The 24,281-nt window shown below is 35.4% G+C and carries 24 protein-coding genes and 1 other annotated feature; of the genes, 11 read left to right on the plus strand and 13 right to left on the minus strand.

Annotated elements, in window-relative coordinates:
* Positions 1 to 10 precede the first annotated feature (10 nt).
* The 3 genes from FS802_RS22130 to FS802_RS22145 all read right to left on the minus strand — a co-directional run bounded on the left by FS802_RS22130 (position 11) and on the right by FS802_RS22145 (position 3,003).
* Positions 11 to 208, minus strand: a complete 198-nt coding sequence (locus FS802_RS22130) for a hypothetical protein (RefSeq protein WP_000656330.1) — start codon at positions 206 to 208, stop codon at positions 11 to 13.
* Between the two features lie 512 nt (positions 209 to 720).
* Complete coding sequence (locus FS802_RS22140; RefSeq protein ID WP_001041898.1) at positions 721 to 1,161, minus strand: Dps family protein; 441 nt, start codon at positions 1,159 to 1,161, stop codon at positions 721 to 723.
* A gap of 408 nt (positions 1,162 to 1,569) precedes the next feature.
* The gene (locus FS802_RS22145) at positions 1,570 to 3,003 is read right to left on the minus strand and encodes an alanine/glycine:cation symporter family protein (protein ID WP_098653599.1); all 1,434 of its coding nucleotides are present in this window, start codon (positions 3,001 to 3,003) and stop codon (positions 1,570 to 1,572) included.
* Between the two features lie 409 nt (positions 3,004 to 3,412).
* On the opposite strand from FS802_RS22145, the gene FS802_RS22150 reads away from it, so the two are divergent.
* The 7 genes from FS802_RS22150 (at position 3,413) to nprB (ending at position 9,435) form a co-directional block, all read left to right on the plus strand.
* The gene (locus FS802_RS22150; RefSeq protein WP_001026069.1) at positions 3,413 to 3,910 is read left to right on the plus strand and encodes a cation:proton antiporter regulatory subunit; all 498 of its coding nucleotides are present in this window, start codon (positions 3,413 to 3,415) and stop codon (positions 3,908 to 3,910) included.
* On the plus strand, positions 3,911 to 5,110 hold the full coding sequence (locus FS802_RS22155; protein WP_000380224.1) for a cation:proton antiporter: 1,200 nt from the start codon (positions 3,911 to 3,913) through the stop codon (positions 5,108 to 5,110). It begins immediately after the preceding gene.
* An 80-nt stretch (positions 5,111 to 5,190) separates the two neighbouring features.
* Positions 5,191 to 5,784, plus strand: a complete 594-nt coding sequence (uptA, locus tag FS802_RS22160; protein ID WP_000900216.1) for an undecaprenyl phosphate transporter UptA — start codon at positions 5,191 to 5,193, stop codon at positions 5,782 to 5,784.
* A 137-nt stretch (positions 5,785 to 5,921) separates the two neighbouring features.
* Positions 5,922 to 6,356 carry a DUF3920 family protein gene (locus FS802_RS22165; protein ID WP_000422829.1) on the plus strand — a complete coding sequence of 145 codons (435 nt, stop codon included), beginning with the start codon at positions 5,922 to 5,924 and terminating at the stop codon, positions 6,354 to 6,356.
* 112 nt (positions 6,357 to 6,468) lie between these two features.
* Positions 6,469 to 6,879 carry a MarR family winged helix-turn-helix transcriptional regulator gene (locus tag FS802_RS22170; RefSeq protein ID WP_000845461.1) on the plus strand — a complete coding sequence of 137 codons (411 nt, stop codon included), beginning with the start codon at positions 6,469 to 6,471 and terminating at the stop codon, positions 6,877 to 6,879.
* 51 nt (positions 6,880 to 6,930) lie between these two features.
* A complete protein-coding gene (locus FS802_RS22175; protein WP_098720812.1) occupies positions 6,931 to 7,629 on the plus strand; it encodes a pirin family protein in 699 nt (232 codons plus the stop codon).
* Between the two features lie 156 nt (positions 7,630 to 7,785).
* Positions 7,786 to 9,435 (plus strand): neutral protease NprB, encoded by a 1,650-nt coding sequence (gene nprB / locus FS802_RS22180; protein WP_033657710.1) that lies wholly within the window; start codon positions 7,786 to 7,788, stop codon positions 9,433 to 9,435.
* Between the two features lie 42 nt (positions 9,436 to 9,477).
* Here the strand turns inward: nprB and FS802_RS22185 are convergent, their stop codons facing one another.
* The 4 genes from FS802_RS22185 to FS802_RS22200 form a co-directional block, all read right to left on the minus strand.
* Positions 9,478 to 9,795, minus strand: coding sequence for a metal-sulfur cluster assembly factor (locus FS802_RS22185; protein WP_000082523.1), 318 nt, complete (start codon positions 9,793 to 9,795; stop codon positions 9,478 to 9,480).
* 117 nt (positions 9,796 to 9,912) lie between these two features.
* Positions 9,913 to 11,604 carry a methyl-accepting chemotaxis protein gene (locus tag FS802_RS22190; RefSeq protein WP_001009430.1) on the minus strand — a complete coding sequence of 564 codons (1,692 nt, stop codon included), beginning with the start codon at positions 11,602 to 11,604 and terminating at the stop codon, positions 9,913 to 9,915.
* 224 nt (positions 11,605 to 11,828) lie between these two features.
* Positions 11,829 to 13,523, minus strand: a complete 1,695-nt coding sequence (locus FS802_RS22195) for a methyl-accepting chemotaxis protein (protein WP_098720811.1) — start codon at positions 13,521 to 13,523, stop codon at positions 11,829 to 11,831.
* A 411-nt stretch (positions 13,524 to 13,934) separates the two neighbouring features.
* On the minus strand, positions 13,935 to 14,753 hold the full coding sequence (locus FS802_RS22200) for a class I SAM-dependent methyltransferase (RefSeq protein ID WP_001072278.1): 819 nt from the start codon (positions 14,751 to 14,753) through the stop codon (positions 13,935 to 13,937).
* 114 nt (positions 14,754 to 14,867) lie between these two features.
* Positions 14,868 to 15,138: a binding site (T-box leader), on the plus strand.
* A 73-nt stretch (positions 15,139 to 15,211) separates the two neighbouring features.
* Here FS802_RS22200 and metG point away from each other — a divergent pair.
* A complete protein-coding gene (gene metG / locus FS802_RS22205; RefSeq protein WP_000021555.1) occupies positions 15,212 to 16,846 on the plus strand; it encodes a methionine--tRNA ligase in 1,635 nt (544 codons plus the stop codon).
* A 41-nt stretch (positions 16,847 to 16,887) separates the two neighbouring features.
* Here the strand turns inward: metG and FS802_RS22210 are convergent, their stop codons facing one another.
* From FS802_RS22210 to FS802_RS22230, 5 genes are all read right to left on the minus strand, one after another.
* A complete protein-coding gene (locus tag FS802_RS22210) occupies positions 16,888 to 17,790 on the minus strand; it encodes an EamA family transporter (protein ID WP_000410502.1) in 903 nt (300 codons plus the stop codon).
* Between the two features lie 139 nt (positions 17,791 to 17,929).
* Positions 17,930 to 19,372 (minus strand): sensor histidine kinase, encoded by a 1,443-nt coding sequence (locus FS802_RS22215; RefSeq protein WP_000201984.1) that lies wholly within the window; start codon positions 19,370 to 19,372, stop codon positions 17,930 to 17,932.
* The gene (locus FS802_RS22220; RefSeq protein WP_000148836.1) at positions 19,350 to 20,015 is read right to left on the minus strand and encodes a response regulator transcription factor; all 666 of its coding nucleotides are present in this window, start codon (positions 20,013 to 20,015) and stop codon (positions 19,350 to 19,352) included. The genes FS802_RS22215 and FS802_RS22220 overlap by 23 nt, the downstream gene beginning before the upstream one ends.
* Before the next feature lie 364 nt (positions 20,016 to 20,379).
* Positions 20,380 to 20,841: a L,D-transpeptidase gene (locus FS802_RS22225; RefSeq protein ID WP_000735052.1), complete on the minus strand. Its 462-nt coding sequence runs from the start codon at positions 20,839 to 20,841 to the stop codon at positions 20,380 to 20,382.
* 30 nt (positions 20,842 to 20,871) lie between these two features.
* Entirely contained in the window at positions 20,872 to 21,315 is a 444-nt protein-coding gene (locus FS802_RS22230) for a DUF3978 family protein (RefSeq protein WP_000388758.1), read from the minus strand.
* A 413-nt stretch (positions 21,316 to 21,728) separates the two neighbouring features.
* Between FS802_RS22230 and FS802_RS22235 the strand changes: the two genes are divergently transcribed.
* The gene (locus tag FS802_RS22235; protein ID WP_000454765.1) at positions 21,729 to 22,343 is read left to right on the plus strand and encodes a DedA family protein; all 615 of its coding nucleotides are present in this window, start codon (positions 21,729 to 21,731) and stop codon (positions 22,341 to 22,343) included.
* A gap of 55 nt (positions 22,344 to 22,398) precedes the next feature.
* On the opposite strand, the gene FS802_RS22240 is transcribed toward FS802_RS22235, so the two are convergent.
* On the minus strand, positions 22,399 to 23,187 hold the full coding sequence (locus tag FS802_RS22240; protein WP_144525483.1) for a hypothetical protein: 789 nt from the start codon (positions 23,185 to 23,187) through the stop codon (positions 22,399 to 22,401).
* 164 nt (positions 23,188 to 23,351) lie between these two features.
* Here FS802_RS22240 and FS802_RS22245 point away from each other — a divergent pair, with 164 nt between their 5' ends.
* Both FS802_RS22245 and FS802_RS22250 read left to right on the plus strand, forming a co-directional pair.
* The gene (locus tag FS802_RS22245) at positions 23,352 to 23,573 is read left to right on the plus strand and encodes a helix-turn-helix transcriptional regulator (RefSeq protein WP_000776169.1); all 222 of its coding nucleotides are present in this window, start codon (positions 23,352 to 23,354) and stop codon (positions 23,571 to 23,573) included.
* Positions 23,563 to 24,270: a DUF3169 family protein gene (locus FS802_RS22250; protein ID WP_033657711.1), complete on the plus strand. Its 708-nt coding sequence runs from the start codon at positions 23,563 to 23,565 to the stop codon at positions 24,268 to 24,270. Before FS802_RS22245 ends, FS802_RS22250 begins: the two co-directional genes overlap by 11 nt.
* Positions 24,271 to 24,281 lie beyond the last annotated feature (11 nt).

Here is a 24,281-nt window from a genome sequence, read left to right on the forward strand (position 1 = left end):
GCATTCCGTATTACTTTGGAATGCCTTTATCACTTTGATTACTTTGTTTTTTATACAGATACCAGCCACCCCAGCCGCCACCAATTGCTACAACAACGAGGAAAGCATAGTCTTTAACCTCGACACGTATATTGAAAATATTAGCTATAAGTAAGACAATCCCAACTGTTATTAACGCAAAAAATGCTCTAATTAAGTAGTCTTTCAACTGAACCACTCCCGCCATTTAAGTAGTAAATGATGAATATGGAAAAGCTTTTTTGGATCTATTTTACTAAAGGATGTTACCTATATTTTAACATAAAAGAGATTGGAATATATTGATAAAAGTAGAGGAGAGGGGTGCTAATATTGTCGTGATTTGTCGGTAAATCGATATAATTAGAAAATCGCTGATATAATTTCATGTACCAGAACGTACGACAATCCCCATAGAAAAAAGCGACTCTGAACGAGCCGCTTCCGCTTTAAATGATATCCAGCTCCAGCGGCTAGAACAGTCGGTTGTTTCACTCCTTCATTCGAGGCAAAAAGCGCCTCGTAATCAGGAGTTCCAACACCCTCCTGTTCTGAACGAGCCGCTTCCGCTTTAAATCTATCTAGCTCCGGTGACTAGAACAGTCGGTCATTTCGCGCCTTCCTGTGAGGCAAAAAGCGCCTCTTCGTCAGGAGTTCCAATGCCCTTTTGTTCTGAGCAAGTCACCTCCGCTTTAAAATCTATTATTGATTCAAGAACGCGCGTAGCATCCAAGCGTGTTTTTCTAGTTCTGTGTAGATGCCTAGTAGTAGGTCAGATGTCATTTCGTCATCAGAGTTTTGAGCGATTTCCATGCCTTTTTTCAGTTCAACTAGCATCATTTCGTAGTCTTTCATGATTGATTCAACCATTCCTTCTGCAGTTTCGCCGTATGCTGCTTCTTGAATAGAAGATAGTTCTAAGTATTCTTTCATTGTTGCTACTGGTTTGCCGCCAATTGCTAAAATGCGTTCTGCAATTTCGTCGATGTGAGTAGCTGATTCTGTGTAAAGTTCTTCGAATTTCTCGTGTAATGTGAAGAATTGAGGTCCTTTTACGTACCAATGGAAGTTGTGTAATTTTGTGAATAAAACGCTCCAGTCTGCTACTTGTTTGTTTAATACTTCGATTACTTGTTTGTTCATTATGATCAATCTCCTTTTGAGTTGTTATGTTATATCAATTACTAATTTATAATCATTATAATCTAGTAATTTGTATAAATCAACCCTTTTGCTGGAATTAATTTGAACAAATTATGAACTGTTATAAATAAAAATCCCTATTACTGTGGAGTAATAGGGATTTTGTTTGATATATAGCTCTTGTTCTAAACGAGCCGCTTTTGCTTTTAATTATATCCAGCTCCAGCGGCTAGAATCTCCGGTCATTTCGCTCTCTCGCTCAAAGCAAAAAGCGCTTCAAGGTCGAGAGCTCCAATGCCCTGCGATTCTAAACGAGCCGCTTTTGCTTTAAATGATATCCAACTCCGGTGACTAGAACAGTCGGTCATTTCGCTCCTGTTCTGAGCAAGTCACCTCCGCTTTTAATTATTATACAGCCTTTTGCTTCTCTTCTACATCCTGTCCATCCCAGCACTCTGTATTCTGTAAGCCAGGGATAGAACTTGCAACGAAGACAGGATCTTTTCCTTGTTTCTTTTGCTTTATATAGTCTAATAAGGCTGCGTATGCAAACTTGCTAAGGAATGAGATGGCAATTAAGTTTGTGAATACCATTAGTCCCATAAAGAAATCAGCTAAACTCCAAACCGTTTGAAGGGCAGCGATAGATCCGAAGAACACCATTCCGACAACTGCAACACGATAAATCAGTAACCATGTTTTGCTTTCTTTAATGAATGCGATGTTTGTTTCACCATAATAGTAGTTTCCTAGTAAAGAACTGAAAGCGAATAGGAAAATAATAATCGCTAAGAAAGTGCTTGCCCACGGTCCAATTTGTGAACTTAATGCTCGTTGTGTTAATTCAATACCTTCTAAATTCGATCCTTTGTAAAGTCCAGAACATAATACGATAAACGCTGTTGATGTACATACTAAGAATGTATCTACGAAAACACCTAATGCTTGAACAAGTCCTTGTTTTACAGGGTGAGATACATCTGATGTTGCTGCTGCGTTAGGGGAGCTACCCATACCTGCTTCTGTCGCGAATAAACCGCGCTGAATTCCGAATTTGATTGCTGCTCCAATACCACCAGCGATAGCTTGGTCTAAACCAAATGCGCTGTTAAATATTTCTGTAAAAATGCTTGGTAACATATTGAAGTTGTTAATTACGACAAAAATAGCCACACCGATATAAATGATCGCCATTGGAGGGACAATCATTTCTGTAATACGTGAAATGCTCTTGATACCACCAAAAATAATAACTGCAACTAATAAAGCTAATAGAGCTCCTACAATCGTTCGCTCTAGTCCAAAAGCATTTTCAAACGCTATTGTTACTGTATTTGCTTGTACAGAATTGAAAATTAATCCGTACGCAACTGTAATAAGAAGTGAAAACCAAACACCCATCCAGCGTTTGTTTAATCCTTTTTCCATGTAATATGCTGGTCCACCACGGAACCTGCTTCCATCTTTTACTTTATAAATTTGCGCGAGCGTACATTCTACGAAACTAGTAGCTGCTCCAAGGATAGCGATAAACCACATCCAAAATATTGCGCCGGGTCCACCCATTGAAATGGCTAATGCTACACCAGCTAAGTTTCCGATACCGATACGTGCCGCTGCACTTAAGCAAAATGCTTGGAATGGAGAGATGCTATCTTTCTTTTTTTCTTTTCGATTAAACCCTTTACTAATTAAACTGACCATCTCACTGAAATGAGTAATTTGGACGAATTTTAATTTGAAAGAGAAATAAAGACCGAAGCCGATTAGCATTGCAATAAGAATATATGACCATAAAATATTATTCGTTACCTCAAGGAATCTGCTAAAGATATCAACCATATAATACACTTCCTTTTTTCCGTAATAAGAAAATTATATGCAAAAAATATACGAGAATCAATTTTTCTAAAAAATTATGTTACATAAACGTATTTTGTGTTATGATTATGTTACATCGTAATATTTTTAGAATTATTTACATTTTAAAAAACTAAATTTAAAACGAGAAAGAGGGGATAATTTGAAAGAAGAATCTTTATTGAATATAAGCCTTAAGAGTTTGAAAATGAGAAGTAATATATTTTTTATCATTACATCTTTAAGTATTTTTTTAGGAGCCACTTATTATTACAATAAAAGATTTCCAAGTCATAGGTATCCTGAATGGTTAGAATTTCTAAAATTGATTGGATGAACAAAAGACAGAAAAACAGAAAATTAAAATAAAGAAGTTATGGAGGAGCTAAATATGAATATTAGAGAAAGTGAACTTCCGGGTATTGGTTATAAGTTTCAAATCGTTACGAAAGGTAACGAAAAGATGGTGATTGTCATTCATGATGATGGGCGTAGAGAAATGTATCATTTTGATTCAGATCATGAAGAAAGTATCTCAAGTATTTCATTACGTGACTCAGAGGCGAGACAAATTGCAGCAATATTAGGTGGAATGGTATACAAACCTAGAGCATTAGAAAATGTTGAAATGGTCTTTGAAGGTTTAGCAATTGAGTGGTTTAAAGTGGAGAATGCAGCTCCGGCAATCGGAAAAACAATTGGCGACCTTGAAATAAGAAAAACATATAGCGTAACGATTATTGCAGTTATGAAAAAGAATATGAAAAAGCTATTCAATCCAGGACCAGAAACGGTAATTGAAGAAGGCGATATGCTTGTAGTTTCAGGTGAGAGAGAAGAAATTAAAAAAATTATTAATGAGTTACTTTCGAATAGGGGGACTGACTAGATGGATACGTTAATTTTTGAAGTTGGTACAGCTTTAGTTTTAGTAGCAATTGCGGCGGTAATTGCTGGAAAGTTTAAATTCTCAGTAATTCCTTTTCTAATTGTTCTTGGGATGTTAGTAGGACCGCACGCACCGACAATAGGTGTTATCGATCTCAAATTTATTGAAAGTGCGAGTGTCATTTCCTTCCTTGGACGGATTGGTGTTCTGTTCCTTCTGTTCTACCTAGGACTAGAGTTCTCGATGAAAAAACTAATTAAATCTGGACGTTCTATTGCGATTGGCGGAACAATCTATATTTTAATTAACTTTTCACTTGGATTATTATACGGATTTATAATGGGATTCCCTTTACTAGAAATTTTAATTATTGCGGGTATTATTACGATTTCTTCTAGTGCTATCGTTGCTAAAGTGTTAGTGGATTTAAGAAGAACTGGTAATAATGAAACCGAATTAATTTTAGGAATTATTATGTTTGAAGATATATTCCTTGCTGTATATTTATCAGTCGTATCTGGTTTAGTTCTAGGAGATCATGCTTCCTTCCTAGGTGCTCTTACTTCAATTGGAATTGCTTTAGGATACATGCTTCTATTCTTTATTGTAGCTAGAAAGGCGACACCTTTATTAAATAAATTGCTCAATATTAGTTCAGATGAAATTTTCATTATTGTAGTATTTGCTTCGTTATTCTTTATTGCAGGTTTCTCGGAAACAATTCACGTTGCCGAAGCAATTGGAGCACTTCTTTTAGGATTAGTTTTCTCTGAGACAGAGCATAGTGACAGAATTGAACATCTCGTTGTTCCATTTAGAGACTTTTTCGGAGCTATTTTCTTCTTCAGTTTCGGATTAAGCATTGATCCGTTTTCATTAGGCGGAGCGATATGGTTAACATTAGGTGCTGTCCTTCTTACAATCATCGGAAACTTTGTTGCAGGAATGATTGCAGGGCGACAAGCTGGATTATCTCATAAAGCGTCAACAAATATTGGATTAACAATCGTTTCAAGAGGAGAATTCTCCATCATTATGGCCAATATCGGCATCGCCGGTGGTTTAATGTCAGTCTTGAAACCATTCTCGGCACTATACGTGCTTATACTATCGATCTTAGGTCCACTTCTGACGAAAGAGTCAAAGAATGTATATAAATTTTTAAATAAAATCTTTAAGTGGGATACGAAGACTAGCTAATTTTAAAAAAATAAAAGTACAAGATATTTACTGCTTGTACTTTTATTTTTTGCAATGAAAACAGTAAAGAGAGGTACATGATGTTAGGAGAGTTGATTCATTCCGTTTTAGTTTTTCTAGAAGGACTTGGTTATTGGGGAATTATGCTTGGATTGATGTTAGAGGTTATTCCGAGTGAAATCGTATTGTCTTATGCAGGTTATTTAGTATCAACAGGAAGCATTACGTTTTGGGGCGCTGTCGCGTTCGGTACAATTGGTGGTGTAATTGCACAACTATTCATTTATTGGATCGGTCGGTACGGAGGAAGACCCGTCCTTGAGCGATATGGAAAATATATTTTAATTCAAAAGAAACATATTGATTATGCTGAAGATTGGTTTAATCGTTACGGAACTGGCGTTATTTTTACAGCGCGTTTTATTCCTGTTGTGCGTCATGCTATTTCGATACCAGCGGGTATTGCGAAAATGTCACATGCTAAGTTTATTACGCTAACTACATTAGCTGTTATTCCATGGTCAATTGTATTTGTATATTTAGGTTTTAAATTAGGAACAGAGTGGGAAAGTATTAATAAAGTAGCTGGGCCATATGTGAAATACTTTGCACTTGCAGCTATTGTTTGTGCAATTGGTTACTTTGTATTAAAAAAAGTGATGAAAAAAAAGTGATTACGTAAAAAGAATCTATGCTGACATAGATTCTTTTTTTATTGTCATTTTTCGAAAGGGGAAAGAGTAGGTTTAATATTTTACATACTGTGGCATACATATAGGAAAAGGGAGTTTGGAAAGGGGATTATAGAGAAATGGAACTCCAGTTTCAAAATGTATATCAACAAGTTGAGAATTGGTATGTGTTGGATTCGGAGCTTCCTTGGGATGTCAAAAGGCTTAGAGATGATTTGTTTTCACTGATTGAAGTATGTAAAACACCAGTTGTTTTTTGTGATACGTGTGATGCGAATCATGTGCTTCTATCATTAGGAGAAGAAGAAGAGGAATTCTTATTCCCAGTAGGTGGTTTTTATCATAAAGAAAAACAATTAATTTTTGTTTGTATGTGGGAAGAGTACGAGCAGGTGCTCAAAACACTACTGCATGAGTTTCGTCATGCGATGCAGCATAAGAGAGAAGTATTGTATGTTGGAAGTGAAGTGTACGAAGATAGATGGATTGAGAAAGATGCGAGAAAGTTCGCGGAGAGGAAGTTAGATGAATATAAAAATAGAAAGTTAATGTAAAGCATAGTGGAGAAATGGCACTGTGCTTTCTTTGTTGATTACTAAAAGTAAGTGATTGACTTTTATAAAGTTTAGTTCTAAACTAATGGTATGAAATGAGCGAGGTGATAGAATGAAGACAGAAGATAGACTCGGATTACTATTATGGTTTCGTTTATCACGTTTTTATAACAAAAGTATTCGTGAGACGAATCAGCATTTGAAAGAATGGAATGTATCTGCCGCTCAGTTTGATGTGCTAGCTCAAGTTGGAGGACATAATCGTCTAACGCAGCAAGAGCTCGGAAATAAACTATTTGTTACGAAGGGAAATATCACGCAGCTATTAAATAAAATGGAGCAGCTGGAGTGGATTCATCGTGAACAAGAAGGTACTACAAAATATATTTCGTTAACAGAAAAGGGAAAAGTTTTATATGAAGAAATCGTCCCGCCTCAAGAAACGTTCCAAGCGGAGCAGTTTCAAAATTTAAATGTAGAAGAACAACATCAATTATTACAATTACTAAAAAAATTACAGTGAGAAAAATTTTTAAAATAAATCTTGAATTCGAGATAATGTGAGGTGAAGGATATGTTTAGAAAAGTTGATCATAAAAATATGGGAAGAGCAAATCACGGTTGGTTAAATACACATTTTCATTTTTCCTTTGCGAATTACTATAACCCGAATAACATGAACTTTGGAGCATTGCGTGTAATTAATGATGACCTAGTAGCGGCACAAACTGGTTTTGATATGCATCCGCACCGCGATATGGAAATCATTTCGTACGTTGTAGATGGTGCTTTAACACATGAGGATAGCATGGGGAATCGCGGAACAATTGAGCGAGGACATGTTCAATATATGAGTGCTGGCACAGGTGTATTTCATAGCGAGCATAATTTAGGAAATGAAACACTACGTTTATTACAAATTTGGATTTTACCAGATCGTGCGAATCATAAACCAAACTATGGTGAGTTTACATTTGATTGGAGCAAGCGTGAAAATGAATGGTTCCATATGGTATCTCCAGTAGAAGGAGAGGCACCAATTCGTATTCACCAAGATGCGAATTTATATTCTTTATCGTTAGATCCTGGAAAAGAAATTCATTTCCCGGTGCAAGAAGGCCGTCAATTGTACCTTGTACAAATTGAAGGGAGTAGTGTAATAAATGGTGAAAATCTTGTTATGCGTGATGCAGCAGAAGCAGTAGAAGAAGATATTCATATTGAAGCGAAAGAGCAATCACACTATTTAGCAATCGAATTGAAAAGACAATAGAACGTTTATGGAAAAGAGGACATCGAATTGATGTCCTCTTTTTTTGAGTGGAATTGTCAGAAAAAACTTTCTCAATATTTAGAAAAAGGTATTAGCCCGGAAAATAAGAATTGTATAAAAGTGTCAAAAATCTTTATGGGAATGGGGAATGTTATAGTGAAAAAGCAAGTCATTTCATCAGCATTAGCGTTAACTGTTATAGCCGGGGGATTTGGAACATTTGGAGCAACGACAACGAAAGCAGAAGAACAAAAAATTCAATATCATCAAGAATTTAAAACACCTGCATACATAGGTGAAGAATGGAAAGCACCAGAAGGACTAGATAAAAAAGAGACGGTCTTTCAATATTTAGAGAGTAAGAAAGATATGTTTAAATTAGCAGGAAATATTGATAAACACTTCAATGTCGTTGGGGAGGAAAAAGATGCTGAATCTGGTACGACACATGTGAAGTTAGTTGAAAAACATAATAATATTCCTGTGTATGGTTCAGATCAGACTGTTACACTAGATAAAGAAAATAATGTAAAAGCATTCTTCGGACAAGTTATTCCGAATTTAGAGGATAAAAATATTCCTTCGTTTGCAAATATTAGTGCAGAGCAAGCTGAAACGATTGCAAAGGCAGATATTGAAAAAGAAGTTGGTAAAGTAAAGAATTATGACGGTGTGAAAAAAGATTTATTTGTGTATGAAAAAGATGGGAAGTACTATCTTGCATACTTAGTTAAAGCATCGATTTCAAAACCAGCTCCAGGATACTGGCATTATTTTGTTGATGCAACGAATGGAAATGTGATTGAGAAATATAACGCTGTAGATCACATTACAGGATTTGGTTACGGAGTACTAGGCGATAGACAATCATTTGAAATTGCTCAAGATGAGAAAACAGGAGCGTTCAACTTGTTTGATGGTAAACGAGGACAAGGTGTTCATACATTTGATGCAGAAAATATGGATGAAAACTTGTTTAACTTATTCTCACAATGGCTTGGATACACAGGAGAAGAAGTTGAGAGTAAATCTAAGTTCTTCGAAGATAAAGCAGCGGTTGATGCGCATGTAAATGCAGGAAAAGTATATGATTACTACAAAAAGACATTTAATCGTAACTCTTTCGATGATAAAGGTGCGAAGCTTATTTCTACTGTTCACGTTGGAGAAAGCTGGAATAATGCAGCTTGGAACGGTGTACAAATGATGTATGGTGATGGAGACGGTACGACGTTTATTCCATTATCTGCTGGACTAGATGTTATCGGCCATGAATTAACGCATGCTGTAACTGAACATACAGCAAACCTTGTTTATAAAAATGAGTCAGGTGCGTTAAATGAATCGTTATCTGATATTATGGGTGTCATGGTTGAGAAGAAGAGCTGGGATTTAGGTGCTGACATTTATACACCTGGAAAACCTGGTGATGCACTTCGTTCTCTGAAAGATCCAGCATCTATTCCAAATCCATTAAAACCAGGTGAAGGTTACCCAGATCATTACAATAAACGCTACACTGGAACAGCTGATAATGGCGGCGTTCATATTAACAGTAGTATTAACAATAAAGCTGCATATTTAGTATCTGATGGCGGAGAGCATTACGGTGTGAAAGTAACTGGAGTAGGCCGTGAAGCGACAGAAAAAATTTATTACCGTGCTCTTACGAAATATTTAACTGCAAACTCTGACTTTAAGATGATGCGTCAAGCTGCTCTGCAGTCAGCTGAAGATTTATATGGTAAAAACTCTAAAGCTGTACAAGCTGTAACGAAAGCTTATGATGCAGTAGGCGTAAAATAATAAGAGAAAAAGACCTGACTAGGATGTCAGGTCTTTCTTTATTTAGTCACGAATACCTAATGCGATTTTCGCCATACGTGACATGCGTTCTTTAGACCAGGGCGGATTCCAAACGACATTTACTTCTATTTCATTGACTTCAGGTACGTTCGTTGATAATACCTTTTTTACGTCTGATACAATTTGCCCAGCCATTGGACAACCGATAGAAGTCATCGTCATCGTAATGACAGCATTATTATTTTCATCTGCTGTAACGTCATAAACTAATCCAAGATTAACAATATCAACACCTAGTTCAGGGTCAATAACAGCTTCTAAGTTTGCATATAACTTTTCTTCAAATGCTTGTTGTGACATGTGTAGCACCCCCTGCATATTAATGATATCGATTCTCATTATAACGGATATATATATATAATGCAGGGAATGAGCTCAAAAAAATATTCCTCTTGGAAGAGGAATATTTTTTGAAAGCTATTCAGTTTTGAAATGAGATACGAGTTGATCTAATTCTTCAACTGTTTGTTTCATTTGTTTAGCAGTTTGTGTCATCTCATTCATCGTAATGACTTTTTTCTCAGCAGATTGTGCTGTTGCCGCTGTTTCACTAGATACTTCAGTCGAAATAGAAGCGATGTTATTCAGTGAAGCGTTCATTTCTTCAGCGCTTGCAGCCATTTCCTCAGCGGTTGCTGAGATGTCTTGCATTTGAGTAGATACTTTATTTACTTGTTCCACAATCGTTGTGAAAGAGTTGCCAGCTTCACGAATGACATGAATACCTTCAAATGCTTCCGAACGACCTTGTGACATCATAGAACTTGCAGTTTCAGTGTCTTGTTGAATTTGATGTAGTAATTGGTTAATATCTGTTGCCGCTGTTTTAGATTGTTCCGCAAGTTTTCGAACTTCGTCAGCTACGACAGCGAAACCTTTTCCTTGTTCGCCAGCACGAGCTGCTTCGATAGATGCATTTAAAGCAAGTAAGTTTGTTTGTTCTGCGATATTAGAAATAGATTGTACAGCTGTATCAATATATTTCGTGTGGGTGATTAGACGTTCGACCACTTCTGACGTAGCATTTACCGCGTCGTGTATCGTGGTCATTTGTGAAACGGATTTTTGAATAACTGAACTTCCATCGTTAGCCTGTTCAGATGTAGTTACAGCAAGTTCAGTTACAGATGAAGCAGATTCAGCAATACGCTGAACGCTTACTGTCATATCGTCCATTGCAGTTGAGCTTTCTTCCATACTAGAGGCTTGCGATTGAATATTTGCATTTAAGCTAGACATCGAGCTTTGAACTCTTATTGTTGCCTCGCGTGATATATTCGTCTTTTCTAGCATATTTTCAGAAGCGTTTTGTACTTCTACGGATGTTTTTTGAACACGATTGATAATATGTTGTAGGTTTTCTAACATTTTATTAAATGATGTTGCAATCGCACCAATTTCATCATTACTATTTACCTGTAGGCGGGCTGTTAAGTCACCTTCTTGAGATGATAATTCTTTTAGTTTACTATCAATTTGTTGAATTGGTTTTACAAGCTTACCAGAGAACCACCATGCAAGAATGATAGCTACGATAATACAAATAACAAGTGATAAGAAGACAACATATTCAATTTGTAGTGAAGATTGATCAATTTTTTTGATAGATTGATCACGTAACTTAGCTTGTTCATTACTGTAATTTGTGAAATCACCAATTACTTTATAAACAGAGCCATTCTCTGTAGAAGCCACTTGTAAAGCTTCTTCCCATTTTTGTTCTTTTGCAAGGGTGAAGACTTTTTCTTCAATAAATTTTCTCCAAGTGGACCCTAAATTCATTGTATCTTTCACGGATTGAGAAATATTTGGATTAGAAAGAAGTTTATCTTTTGAATCCTCCAGACGTTTACTCATCTCGTTAAACTTGTCTAATTCTACTTGATCGTGTTGTAGTAAATAACCTCTTAAAGCAGAAAGTTGTACTTGATAAGCGTCTCCACGCTCTTTCAATTCTGTTGCCAGAGGAGAAATTTCTTTTTGTAATGTTTCAGCTTTACGAGATTGGTCAATAGCAAAAAATAAAATAAAAGCTAAGGCGATGCCAAATAAAGCGCAAATCGTTCCCATCATGAACATTAGTTTTTTTCGAATGCTAATAAAATTCATATGATAAAAAGCCTCCTTGTGAAATCTTAGTATTAGAATTAACAAATGCAAAAAATTGAAAGAAAGCTTTACTCCGTCGGGAATAAAGCTTTCTTCTTTCCTTTAGGAATTATAGCAGACGGAATGAGAGATAGAAAGAGATATTTTAAGGTGAAAAAAGAGAGACTGTAAATCTCTCTTTTTAATAATTTGAAGCTTATAAAAGGATAAATGAAAGTTTCGCTTTAAACGGTTGTTTTGAAATGAGAAACGAGAACTTCAAGTTCTTGTACGGTCGTTTTCATTTCAGAAGCTTTTTTAGCAACGACACTCATTTTATTTACTTGGTCACCAGCCGAAGTTGCTGTTTGTGATGTTTCGGCGGCAACTTCATTTGAAATAGAGGCGATGTTATTTAAAGCTGCATTCATTTCTTCTGAACTTGCGGCCATTTCTTCAGCAGTTGCAGACATTTCTTGCATTTGTGTAGAGACTTTGTTAATGTGGTTAACAATTTCCGAGAATGAAGATCCAGCGGTACGAATGACTGTAATCCCTTCCGAAGCCTCTGACTGACCTTGTGTCATCATTTCATTTGCTATTTTTGTGTCAGCTTGAATTTGATGAAGTAAATGGTTAATGTCAGTTGCCGCTAGCTGAGATTGTTCAGCAAGTTTTCGTACTTCATCGGCAACAACGGCGAATCCTTTTCCATGTTCGCCAGCACGAGCTGCTTCAATTGAAGCATTTAAAGCGAGTAAATTCGTTTGTTCCGCGATATTAGAAATGGATTGAAGTGCAGTATCAATATGATTCGTATGTGTAATGAGTCGCTCTACTACTTGTGATGTAGCGTTAACAGCTTCGTTAATTGTATGCATTTGTGTAATAGATTTCTCAATGACTTTATTCCCACTATCTGCTTTTTCTGAAGTTGTAACAGCTAGGCTAGCAACAGAGGAGGCAGATTCTGCAATACGCTGAACACTCGTTGTCATATCGTCCATTGCAGTTGAACTTTCTTCGATACTTGAAACTTGTGAACGAATATTATACTCAAGAGCATTCATAGTTTCTTCGGTTTTTGCTGTATTTTCCATAGAAGCAGTGGTTTCGATAAACACATTTTCAGACGCTTCTTTTACACTTGTTGATGTTTGTTGCACTTGTTTTATGATACGTTGTAAGTTAGCGAGCATTTGATTAAAGGAATTGGCGATATCACCAATTTCATCTTTACTCGTTACGTGTAATCTAGCAGTTAAATCGCCATCTTGAGAGGCTAATTCTTTTAATTTCTCATCAATTTGTCGTATCGGTTTAACGAGTTTCCCAGAGAACCACCATGCTAATAAAATAGATGTTAACGTACATGTAATGAGAGAGAAGAAAATAATATATTGAATAAGAGATGAAGAAGACTCTACGTCAGCAATTAATGCGTCACGTTTATCATTTTCTTCATTTGCATATTTAGTAAAACGGCTTAAAAGATTGTTTACATAATCGGTTTGAGCTAAAGCGATTTTGGATGCTTCGTCCCATTTTCCTTCGCGAGCGAGAGGGAGGGCTTCATTATCTATGACGCTTCGCCATTTTGCTCCCATTAAAATCGCTTCTTTCATTCCTTCTGGGAGTTTTTTATCACTTGTTACTTTCTCTCTAGTATCAGCAAGTTTTTTTCCTTCTCGGTTGAATTTATCCAATCCTTTTTGATCATGTGACAGTAAATATTCTTGTAAACCGGCAACTTGTGCTTGGAACCAATCACCACGTTCTTTTAAAATTGTTGCTCGTTTAGATACATCATTTTTTAACGTTTCAATTTCGCTTGCTTGGTTCATAGCGAATGAAAGAATAACAATAAGAGCAATACTAAATAAAGAAGAAATGCTTAAGAGTGTGAACAGTAGTTTTTTGCGAATACTAACATATTTCATCGTTATCCCTACCTTTAAAAACTATTTATTATGATTTATAAATATTAAGAACGACATTAATAAAAACACCATTATGAAGTTATTAATCTGTTCAATGAAAATTATAGCAGATAATGGAAGATGGCAGATTAATATGAGTAAATGTTCTTAAAATGTATACATTTGTATATCAAAAAGTTCATAAATAAAAATTAGAAATGCTATTGTAATTTGAAATAACATCATGTATACTTTTAATTAGTTGATAACGATTATCACTATCAACTGTAACATTACTCTTCGTTATGTTGGTCATACCCCTTTTTGACGACGTAAGTCAGAGACGAAATGTTGAAATATCTTGTGTCCTATTCTACAGAATTATGGTAATCTCCAACCTCAACTTATATGCGTGAGCATGCAAAAAGGATCCTATCCGTGAAGGGATCCTTTTTTGCATGCTGTCGCAATTAATGTATATAGACCTGGTATATGTTCTTCAATTCCTTCCGGTGCAGTAGGAGGGAAGACCCACCTTTGATGAGACCCGTGTTCTTCAATTAGTTTTTCAACTTTAAAATGTTCTTGTGCAAGTGTTGTAATAATTTCTCCTAGCGTCCAGCGACGGATGGTTGTTTTAGGCAATGATTCTTTCTGCGCTTCTGTAAGAAGGATGCTATAAGCCACATCATCTTCAATCAATTCTTCATCGAAATAATTTCCATTGGCCCGAAATGATGGGTGGTCTACTCCTAATAATTTCGTGTAAACAGGATGATAGTCACGAAGGATAAGCGTTCCATCTCCTTTAAGCATGGTAGCAATTTTTTGAAAGAGCGGTTTTAAATCTAGAAAGTAATGGAGTACACCAAGTTCCAGTAATACGATATCAAATGATTCGGAGAGCTGCACATTTAGTACATCAGAAACGACATACTGGATAGAGACACCTGCTGCTTCCGCAAGTTCATTTGCATATTTTGCATTACTTGCTGAAATATCAACAACTGTTACATCAGCGCCTAAAAGAGCGAGAGCAACGGCTTTATTTCCTTTTGACCCGAGTAAGTTAATAATACGTTTTCCTTTTGGAGATTGTATGTAAGGTAAATAGTGTTCTACTTCGCGCACGGGATCTTTCATAAGCTTTTTTGCATAATCGGCTGGTGCCCCGTGGCGATTCGTCCAAGCTTCATAAGCAGCTGCATTCCAGCTTTTTTCATTACGTGTGCTTAGTTGTTTTTGATTCAATCGTATCACTCCTTTTGTGAACGTATAGTTATTCTGCAGGAGAAGGGGATTTCCTTTTCTTTTTGAATTTAAGTTTGATTTTTCTGCAATTAAGTCGTAAAATACGTGTTATATATAAAAGCGTTGAAAAGGAAAAGTAGAATGAAATCATTCTGTCCAGAGAGCTTCGGTAGCTGAGAAGAAGCAAGAATATTCATTTGAACAATGGCCTTTGAGCTTCGTTCTGAACTTATCAAATGATAATAGTAGGCGGTGACGAGAGTTGGTACTCGTTATCAAAACCACAGTATAAGAGCATATAGCTCCGTACTTGTTAAGGCTAATTATGTGAGTAATTGGCGAAATAAGGTGGTACCGCGACTGTTTATACAGCCCCGCCCTTATCTTAAAAAAGCCCCGCCCTTATCTTTTTTAAGATAAGGGCGGGGCTTTTTTATATTTAAAAGGAGGAATGTAAGATGAGTATTTTTATTGGAGGCGCTTGGCCGTATGCAAATGGTTCGTTACATCTTGGACATATTGCGAGTTTGTTACCTGGAGATATTTTAGCACGTTATTACCGGGCAAAAGGTGAGAATGTGTTGTATGTTTCGGGAAGTGATTGTAATGGAACACCGATTGCAATTAGGGCAAAACAAGAAGGTGTGACGGCGAAGGAAATTGCTGATAAGTATCATGAAGAATTCCAGCGATGTTTTCATAAACTTGGTTTTACGTATGATTGCTATACACGTACAGATAGCGAGCACCATCATGAAACTGTTCAAAAAGTTTTTTTACGTTTATTAGAAGAAGATTATATTTATAAAAGGACAGTGGAACAAGCGTATTGCGAAGCATGTACGCAGTTTTTACCTGATCGTTATGTAGAAGGCATTTGTCCACATTGCCATGAAGCAGCAAGAGGAGATCAATGCGATGCGTGTGCAGCTATTTTAGATCCACTCGATTTGCTAGAAAAGAAATGTAAGTTATGTGGTAGTACGCCATCGATACAGGAAACAGAGCATTTCTATTTCGCATTGCATACATTTCAGCAGCAAATTAAAAGGGCTGTAGAAATCGCAAAGCAAACAGGGGCATGGCGTGACAATGCGATTCAACTAACAGAGAGATATGTAAAGGAAGGATTACTAGATAGGGCCGTATCACGTGATTTACCAATCGGGGTACCAATTCCAGTAGAAGGGTATGAAGATAAGAAAATTTACGTATGGATTGAAGCAGTGACAGGATATTATTCGGCGAGTAAACATTGGGCTGAAGAAACAGGGAAAGATGATCAAGAGTTTTGGGATAGAGAAGCGAAAACATATTATGTGCACGGAAAGGATAATATTCCGTTTCATTCCATCATTTGGCCAGCGGTATTGCTTGGAATAGGAGAAGGAGCCATTCCTCGTCATATCGTTTCGAATGAATATTTAACAGTTGAAAAAAGAAAGTTATCTACGAGTAAAAACTGGGCAGTATGGGTGCCTGACATATTAGAACGTTACAATCCAGATTCTATTCGTTACTTTTTAACAGTAAATGCACCAGAAAATCGTGATACTGATTTTTCATGGCGTGAATTCATTTACAGTCATAATAGTGAATTGTTAGGTGCATACGGGAACTTTGTGAACCGGACATTAAAGTTTATTGAAAAATATTATGATGGCATTGTGCCGCAGGGGAGTATTGATGTAGAACTGAAAGATAAAGTAGAAGGATTATATAAAAATGTAGGAGAGTTGATTGAGCAAACTAAATTTAAGGTGGCGTTAGAAACAATATTTGATGCCGTACGTTTTGCAAATAAATACTTTGATGAGAGACAGCCTTGGAAACAAAGAGAAGATGATCCAGCTTCATGCGAAGAAACGATTTATAACTGTGTGTATCTTATCGCTAATTTTGCAAATCTCCTTGAACCGTTTTTACCATTTTCAAGTGAAAGAGTTAGAAACACGTTATCGATTGTGAACCGAAATTGGGAGCCTCAAAACACGTTGCCGAATAGAATTGATAGTGTGCAGCCACTATTTGAACGAATCGATGTAAAACAAATCGAGCATGAGATAGAAAAGCTATATGGAGCAGTAAAGTGAGATAGAGAAAAAGACCTTTCAAATCAATGAAAGGTCTTTTGTTACGCACTATGCACGCTACTATGTTTCTTTTCTTTCCTAGCCGTAAGCAGCTGAGGGGTGAAAATGCCAAGTAGTATAAAGATGATCCCAATCCACTGCATGAAGGTTACGACTTCATGTACAAGTGTAATAGAAGCGATAATGGCCGTTGGTAATTCAGCTGCTCCTAGTATTGTACTAAGTCCTGTTCCTACTTTCGGTACACCAATTGAAAAACAAATGACAGGTACGACAACGCCGAACAATCCGAGGAAGAAAGCGTATTTCCAAAGACCGGCTTGCAGGGCACCATCCGTTAAAAAGGTTGGCGGGAAGAATAGGCATACGATAAGAGTAGCACTTGTTGTCATAAGAAAGCTTTTCGTATAAGGCGGAACTTCTGTAGCAACACGCCCGCTTGCAAAAACATAGAATGAAAAAGAGACAGCGGCTAATAGACCAAAGATAATACCTTTCGTGGAAAAGTTTTGTCCGAGACCTTCAAAGACACCGCCTGCAAACAATGTTCCAGTAAATAAAATAATGATAGATATAACTTTCTCACGGCTTGGTAATGTTCGATTAGCGATTGCTTCTATAACTACACCAATCCATGTGAACTGGAAGAGTAGGACAACAGCGATAGATGCTGGTAGTTCTTCTACAGAAATAGCGTAGAAGATACCAGTCATACTCATTGTTGTGCCAACTGTTAGTAAGGAAAAGAATTGCTTTTTTGTTACTTTATGACGTGAAACGAAAAGAACGAGCAGAAGAAGCCCAATCCATCCGAAGACATATTGTCCTCCTAATAGTTGATGTGCTGAAAATCCATCAATGAATCCGAGTTTGAAAATCGTTGAAAGTACGCCGTAGCTACAAGCTCCGAATAAAACAAGTAATGAATACTTAAATTTCTCCATGAAAATCCTCCTTTTAAATAATAAAAAACGCCCGCTATCCAAATAAGGACAACGGGCGAACGAAACAGAGTAAGACACTCTACAAAATTCCGCCACTCATACGAAGTATGAATTTGGGGTATGAAATTGTAGTAGGTTTTTACATTGCTTTTGGAAATACAATGGAGCATTTTACACCTTGAGGTGTGTTTTGTATCCCATAAGGAAACTGATGCTTATCTAGTATTTGTTTTACAATGTATAACCCAAGACCACTACCTTGTACTAAGCCGTGTTTGTCAGGGTTTGCGCGATAGAATGGTTCAAATAAATGGGCAAGTTTATCTTCATCTATTTGTGAACCTGTATTTAGTACTTCTAATGCGTAACCGTTTGGCTTTTCATAAAGCTTTATATATACATGCTGATGGTCAATTGTGTAATGAATTGCATTTGAAATAATGTTAAAAATAGCAGTTTGAATAAATTTAGGGTCAGCTAAAATTTGTACATCTTGCTTAATGTTAGATTGAACATTTAATTGCTTTACAGATACAAAGTAATCTACTTTCTTCATAACATCCTCAATAATAGTAGTTAATGAGATAACTTTTAAATCAGGTTTAAATTGAGGGTTTTGTATTTTGGATAATTCCGACATTTTTTCCGTTAATATGTTAATATCTTGCATCATTTCATAGGAACGTTTTAAATATTTATCTCTATCTTTATAAGCTCCAATTCCGTGAATCATGCCATCTAGTTGTCCCATAACGGCTGCGATTGGTGTTTTTAATTCATGGGATACCATAGACATAAATTCTTTACGAGATTGTTCTAATTGTTGTTCTCTCTTGAGCTCGTTTCTTAAATCTTGATTGCTTGCATGTAAATTCTTCACGATATTTGGGACCTGTGAAGCAGCTACTTGTAAATTAAAATCAGTTTGGTCTGTATTTTTGTTAAGTAGCTTTTTATCTGAGAAATCAAGATTCATAATATCTTTTAAAGCATCGCTCATAAATTGAAAAGGTTTGGCAATTAGTTTTGTATAAATTAAAGATCCGAGTAAAGATAATGCAAGCATTGTCGCGCCAATATGTGGAGCTAATTGCTGCAGTACATCTGTTAATTTTGGATTATCTTGTGCATCATTTGTTTTACTTGCTGCATTTTGTTTATGTAAGGCATCATTAGTAGCGACTTGCTTTTCCATCTCTGTAAGTGGAGCAGAAGTGCTATTTTTCCCCGTACTACTTTGTGTATGTTCTTTTGCTTTTGCAGTTTGGCTAGGCTGCAAAAGATGATTGATAGCTGTAGAGAGTGATTTATAATCTATAATAGAAGATTGGAAATTAAAAATGTCTCCCTGTGATACAGCTTTATTTTGATTCGTTTTACTTTGGTCGTTTTGTTTGTCTGAATCTGCTTGTTCTGTAGACAGCGCTCCATTTTCTTTTGCAAAACGTTCTTTATCGTAGTTTGAAGCTAGGAAGTAAATAATTTGATAAAGACAAAGTGATAAAAGAATACAAAATAATAAGGTTTTGATGAAAATATTTTTGGTGATGTTGTCTGTGCTACGATTCGATTTTGTAGCCAATGCCTTTCACCGTTTTAATATAAGGAATCCCTAATTTTTTTCTTAAGTTTTTAATATGTGTATCTATAACTCTTACATCACCATAATGTTCATAGCCCCATACCTTATTCAGCAAATCACTTCTTGATAATACTTTTCCCCGATTTTGCAGTAAAGTATAAATAATTTCAAATTCCTTTGTTGTTAATTCAATTTGATTACCATGAACATAAGCGGCATATGCTGTAGAATTTAACATCAATTCACGGAATTGTAGTATATTTGCGGTTTCTGCTTCCTTCGTTGCTGCCCTTCTTAATACAGCTTCTACACGTTTAATAAATACGGTGTAATGGAACGGTTTCGTAATATAGTCATCAATACCTAATTCAAATCCTTTAATTTCACTTTCTTCATTATGTAAGCCTGTTAACATAATGATCGGTACATCAGATTGTCCTCGCATAATTTTACAAATACTATAGCCATCTATATCTGGTAACATCACATCAAGGAGGACAAGATCGTATGAATTTTTTTGGAAAAGAAGTATACCTTCTGTTCCAGCGCCAACGACATCAACGGTAAAGTTTTGTGCCATTAGAAATTCACGAATTAGTTCTTGTATATCTGGGTTGTCTTCAATCACCAGTATATGCGTCATAGTAACACCTCCTAAATAACGCTTTTTACTGCAATATTCGAATTCATCATTTTTCCGATGACTCAGATTGTTTATACATATAATAAGCCCCCGCCATAAAATAATCATGAAAGTAGCAAGGGGAGTTGTTTAGTGAAACTGAATATTTAAGAATTACAGTAATTCTATTATAGTATGTATTGTAAAATTTATAAAATATTATAACTGTATAATTTTAATATCCATGTTTATCAATGTTTAGATGTTACTTAATACAATCTATCCCTATTATATATGTAAATACAGTTGTTTTGCTACTGTAAATGAAGAAATAAAATAAGCCAAGATATAAAATTCTTGGCTACACGTAAATCGTGTTGTTAGGTTATTTTACAGTGACAGTAGCCTGCTGGGGAATACGCTCAAATAACCAGTGTATATCATTGTTATACATACGAATGCAACCTAGTGTTGTCCATTTGCCAATTGCCTGATTATTGTTCGTACCATGAATCGCATAAGTTGTTCCGTAAGTTCCTGCCATGTTTAGTCCGAGCCAACGGTCACCAAGTGGATTACGTGGATCGCCGCCTTTAATTTTGCCTGTATAATAAGGACGATTTTTAATTTTATTTACGATTTGAAAAGTACCTTTAGGTGTAGGAGTAGCTGCTTTTCCAGTAGCGACAGTAAAACTCTTTATAAATTTTCCATTTTGATAATAATCCATTTTATTTAACTGCGTGTTTACAATCAGTTGATCGTTCGTTGTAGCTGCCTCAGCATTTGTGAATGGAATAGTTAAAAATCCTAATGATAATAGTGCGCTTAATAATAGTTTTTTCATTATATTCTCCTTTTTACTATTGTAATAGTCTTACATACAATGAATTTGCAATCCTCGTAATACTTTATTTACATTTTCATCTAATGTTTCAAAGAAGGTAGTAATCTTTGGATTTTGTTTGTTGTTTTTATCAATAAGTAATCTTTCATTTAGTAAAAGTTCACCATGTAGTCCAAAACTTTGAACTTGAATATTTAGCTCATCTTCAGTTTCAGAAATAATTGGTAAGAAGTAGTGGAAAGCTTTCGTTGGAATGATGTAACTTTTACCAATCATGCTTTCTTGATTTGAATTAATCCATTTTTTCGTAACAATCTTAATGTTCTTTTTTGAAACGATAAAAGACAGTGTTGTAGATTTTGTTAAACTTACGTCAAATTCACTTGTTTCACATATGTGTAAATTAAAAACGGTTTCATTTTGGTGAGATTCAACATTTGTATTAATAAAATCGTGCATTTTATAAGCTTCCATTTCTTATTCACCCTTTTTTTAATTTCGAAAAGCGACTTATATTTATTCAATTTAATGATTAGTAATATATTAGTTAAATTTTTCAACAAATTCCGCTATAATCTTACAATACGTATATGAAGCTAATATGAAGTTAGTATGAGTTTGTAGTGGTTTTTTATTGAGAACGAAATAATGTGATTTTTAAATGTTAAAAACTGGATGGAAAATGTATATTAAGGCCAGGTTTCTCACGGTATATATTTGTTAAGTTGTTTTTAAATGAACGTACATAGAAGTAAATAAAGAACAGAAAACTTTAGTGTGAGTCTTACAAAAATGTAATAAAAATGTAAGCTATTGTGATAGTTATTTCGACAATTTTTTTATACAATAATAGTAAGAAGTTGTACGTGATTGAAAGGAGAGATGACATGGAATGGATTCATGAATTATTTCAGCAATACGGGTACTATGTTGTACTTGTTGGTTTGCTGTTAGAATATATTGCACTTCCTTTTCCGGGAGAGCCAACGTTAGCATATGCAGGATTTTTAGCGCAGAAGGGCGATTTAAGTTTACCGATTTTAATTATCCTATCCTTTATTGGGACAAGTGTAGGAATGACAATTCAATACTTTTTAGGAAATAAATTAGGTATGCCCTTTGTTCAAAAGTATGGGAAATACGTATTTTTAACACAAAGAAAAATCGACTTAACAAGAATGTGGTTTGATAAGTATGGATACTTCCTGATTTTTATCGGTTTCTTTATTCCTGGTGTACGTCATTTTACAGGATACTTTGCAGGAATTATTAACTTACCATTCCGTCGTTTTGCAATTACAATTTACTCAGGTGCTCTATTTTGGGTATCATTCTTCTTAATCGGTGGTTACTGGTTAGGTGGCAACTTACATGATATTTTTGGAGTGTTAGAAGGTCACATCGGTAAAATCATTTTTGGAGTGATTGTGATTGTAGCAATTACGTTAGGTGTTCGTTTCCGCAAACAGTTGAAACGAGTATTGTTACAAAACGCAAGTTAATATGAAATCCATTCTATGTCAAAATTTAGGAAGGCAGTGCAAACGCACTGCCTTTTTATTTTATATTCCAATCTATTCTCAACTTTCCTTTTAACTTATTGCCATTAACTATAATGTAATACGTTCCCGTCTTAATTGCTGCAAATTGGTATGTATTAGGACCGTTTGAAGCTAAATAATTTTCTTCCTCTTGAAACTCACTAGCCATTTTTACGGCTCCCATGTAGCCATCCGGATTTTCAGCTCGTGATTCAATGGTAAATTCTAATATGTCACCTCGTTTTAGTTCAATGGGGACTTTATGTTCACCACTAAAATGTTGAAAAGATGCTTCGAAAGAGTTTTCTGTTTTTGTTTCGACCCATTGTTCTTTTGATGTTCCAACCTTTTCTAGATCGATAAAGTTGATTGTGATAAATATAATAAGCATAATGCCTGGCACGACATATTGTATCCACTTAAGTTTTGTTGCTATAACTGCACATAAGTAGAAAAAAAGAGAACACACTGCTCCAATTGATCCGAGAAACAAGAACTGTATTAGACTAGCTTCTTTAAACATTAGGAATGGAAGAGAAAATAAATAGCCGCAAAAAATATAAAGGCATAATGTCTTCAGTCTTGTATATGTTTTTAATTTCAATTTATCGATGCAAATAGAACAAAAAATTGCATATGCCGCAAGAATAGGAACGAAGGGAACATATAGTAGTTCTCGTAATCCAGCTAAGAAACTATATAATGTTTGTTGACTAGTTGTTAAGAGAAGCGTGCTAATAAGTAATAATAATAAAGCTGCTGTAAGCTTAGTAAGAATGTAAGAAAAGGTAGATGTTTTCTTCATATGGAACCTCCTTTGTTTAATATTTCACATTCATTATATAAGTTATTTTCATCATAATACATCTTTATTTTTGTCAATTATTATAGTCGTAATGACAATTATAATTGACAAAAATGAGGATGTTATTTACAATTTTAATTAAATAAATGAAAAAGAGGGAAGACATGAAGCTTCAAAATCGAGTGAGGGAATTGCGAGCAAAGCATCGTTTATCACAAGGGGATTTAGGGAAAGCGATAGGATCATCACGGCAAACGATTAGTTTAATTGAGCGCGGGGATTATGCACCATCTATTGTATTGTCGCTAAAAATCGCACAAATTTTCAATGTACGGGTGGAGGAAATATTTACGTTAGTGGAGGGAGAAGAGGATGATGAAGAGTAAACGAAAAAAACAATTTGATTTTGTGGGGAAAATAGCATTAAGTATGATGGGTGGCTTTTTAACATCTTATATAGCTTTAAATTTACTCTCGGATGAACCGAGAGAATTATCATCTAATACATTTATAGGTGTATGTACTATTTTTGGAATTTTAATGATGTACTACACTTGGAAGAATACACGTATGTTAGCGGAGGCACGCGATGAAGAAGAGAGCGTACAAGGCAGAAAATTAGGCATTATAAGTATATATTTACGTGTAGGTGATATAGTTACGCAGGCATGGTTTGTATATGCAGTTATTACATGTAGACGTGCACTGTTGCAGGATACAAATGTTTCATTTGCAGTGTGGAATTTAGTAGCTTCTATCTTCTGTTTAACTATTGTAGTGGTTATCGGGCTCATAACAAAAAATCGTTATAACAAGCTATATCCTGAACAAGGTGTAACGTATATAGAATCTATGAAAATGTGGACGAAAAATGCAGATGAAGGATTAAAGCACATTGTGCATGAGGCTGGATATAAAGCGTATGAATTTACGAATACAATATTAGCATATGTATGGTGGGCTGCCGTTATATATACAGCGGCTAGTGATATCGATTTTGTATTAATTGGCTTAATCTCATTTATTTGGATATTGCATCTTGGAAAATTCATGTACGAAATGCATAGAAAAATGATTTATTAAGGGGAGAAAAA

The organism is Bacillus sp. DE0042, from assembly GCF_007680225.1.
In the GTDB taxonomy this organism is placed as follows: Bacteria; Bacillota; Bacilli; order Bacillales; family Bacillaceae_G; genus Bacillus_A; species Bacillus_A wiedmannii.